Source organism: Schwartzia sp. (in: firmicutes) (genome assembly GCF_978017985.1).
On record NZ_CDXDFU010000178.1, the window covers coordinates 1 to 2,318 of the forward strand.

3 protein-coding genes are annotated in these 2,318 nt (G+C 51.3%); 1 reads left to right on the forward strand and 2 read right to left on the reverse strand.

The features are described 5' to 3' along the window. Nucleotides 1-135: 135 nt before the first annotated feature. On the reverse strand, nt 136-1,344 hold the full coding sequence (hydF, locus tag ACY69O_RS07765; protein ID WP_462332899.1) for a [FeFe] hydrogenase H-cluster maturation GTPase HydF: 1,209 nt from the start codon (nt 1,342-1,344) through the stop codon (nt 136-138). 99 nt (nt 1,345-1,443) lie between these two features. On the opposite strand from hydF, the gene ACY69O_RS07770 reads away from it, so the two are divergent. Beyond that, a complete protein-coding gene (locus ACY69O_RS07770) occupies nt 1,444-2,004 on the forward strand; it encodes a hypothetical protein (RefSeq protein ID WP_462332900.1) in 561 nt (186 codons plus the stop codon). Nucleotides 2,005-2,065: 61 nt separating this feature from the next. Here the strand turns inward: ACY69O_RS07770 and ilvN are convergent. Further along, nucleotides 2,066-2,318, reverse strand: a 253-nt coding sequence (gene ilvN / locus ACY69O_RS07775) for an acetolactate synthase small subunit (RefSeq protein WP_462332901.1), incomplete at its 5' end; no start/stop codon positions are given.

A 2,318-nucleotide genomic window follows, 5' to 3' on the forward strand; every position in this document is an offset into this window, starting at 1 on the left:
CCTAAAAACATCGGGGTTCGTTTCATAACAATCCTCCTCCGTACAGTACCATTAACAGCATTTCTATTATATCAAATAATCTTTAATACTGCACATGGTAAATAATTTGGCAAAATGTCCATGTCTGACATACAGTTAGGATTTTCCCGGCAGTTCAATGCGGTCGAGAATACCTGCCAGCCGTGCCAGAAGAATGCCGTAGTTCGTCATGGGCACTCCCTGCGCCTTTGCCTGCTCCGCCCGCGAAAGAACATAGCGACGGTTGAACATGCAGGCTCCGCAGTGCACCACAAGGTCATACGGGGTAAGGTCCTCAGGGAAATCCGCCCCCGAAACCACATCAACCGTAATACCGTCTCCCAAAAGAGCGCGGAGCTTTGTCGGTATCTGTATGCGCCCGATATCTCCGTCCACGGGATTGTGGGTACAGGCTTCGGCGATAAGAATATGCGCGTCCTTGGGGAGCTTGTCAATTTCCTTTGCCGATTCCGCAAAAAATGAGATATCTCCCTTATAATGTGCCATGAGCACGGAAAATGATGTTAATCTGCTCTGGGGCGGCTTTTTGTCATATACTTTTTTAAATACCTGCGAATCCGTGATAATGAGCTTTGGCGGTTCCTTCAATGCGCCGAGCGCATCATCGAGCCTGTCTGTTGTCGCCGAAAGCACAACGCACGAGCGGTCAAGCAGGTCTCTCATTGTCTGCACCTGCGGCAGGATAAGACGTCCCTTCGGAGCCTGTATATCCTGCGGCATCACAAGCAGCACCGTATCTCCGGGCTGTACCAGGTCGCCCGTAAGGGACACGGCGTCATAATCCTCGGGCAGCTTTTCAAGCACGGCACGGCGTATAGCCGCGATTCCCATACCCGTTTCAGCGCTGACACACAGGGGCTTGTCACCAAGCTCCCTTTCCACCGCTTCAGCCAGTGCCCTGCCGCCGTCATCTTTTTTGTCGCACTGGCTTACAATAAGCAGCACGGGTGTTTTTGATTTGCGGAATGCTCCATGCCACACCCTTGCCTTAGCTATTTCCGCTTCTTCGCTTATAAGCAGCAGCGCTATATCCGTACGGCGCGCCGCCTCCTTTGTTTTTCCTACGCGCTGGTGTCCGAGCTCTCCCTCGTCGTCATAGCCTGCTGTATCAATGAACACCACCGGACCTACGCCGAAAAGCTCCATGGATTTATAAACGGGGTCCGTCGTTGTTCCTGCCACCTCGGAGACCAATGCGGTATGCTGGTTCGTGAGAGCATTTATAAGTGATGACTTGCCGCTGTTCCGTGTGCCGTACAGCCCGATGTGCAGGCGTTCAGCCCGCGGAGTACTCTGAAGTGACACTTGACAATCCCCTTTCTTTTTACGAAAATATTATGGATATTATTTCTTATTTGAAGGTAACAGCATTATTATACCATAGCATAACTAAAGGAGTATTTTATGGATTATACAAATTTCGAGGTCGGCCAGACTTTTCCTCTGCCCATACGTGCCCAGGGAGACGGCGGTCTCTTTCAGGTTGATTCAAACGGAACAATGTTCGTCCTGCAGCTGAGCCGCACGGATATCATAGCAATTGAAGCCTTCCGCACGGGACACATGCAGTTCGCGCTATACGAGGAGGACGATCTTCTTTTCTTCCTATATCAGATTGACGGCATTTTCAAGGAAGGCTGGGGCGATGCGCCATTTGCGCTCCACACGCTGAAAAAGGAACAGCTTCCTGCCATTGAGACATTGAACGACCCGACACTCCATCTTTATCTCGTGGATTCACGCCTGAACGTGCTTCTCGCTCTCCGTTCCGTGCAGATGGACGAAAAATTCTTCGAAACGCTCCGCCGCCACACGGATTCCCAGCTGAACTCTCCGTTGAATCCGTCGGAGCACATGCAGCGCATCGGAAAAATCTACATGAGCATGAGTCCTGCAGACATGCGTGAGAAAGCATCTGCTGTGCTCGACGTTCCCATGGACATCACGATTCCGAAACGCCACTGATTTCCAATACCCCCAGTACATCACAAAAAGCCGCCCGAGGGCGGCTTTTTTATTGTGCAAATTACATATGCTTTGCGGGAATCGGGCCGCGGGAAAGGGCAATCGTTCCCGTACGGGCGATTTCGATAATTTCATAGTCCGAAAGGACCTCGCAGATAGCGTCGATTTTCTTTGCGTTGCCCGTAAGCTGGATGACTACATTGGAACGGCTGATATCCACTATCTTTGCGCGGAAGGTATTCACGATATTCACGATATCCGCGCGGGTATCAGCAGTAGCGCGGACCTTTATGAGCACCAGCTCGCGGGCGAGG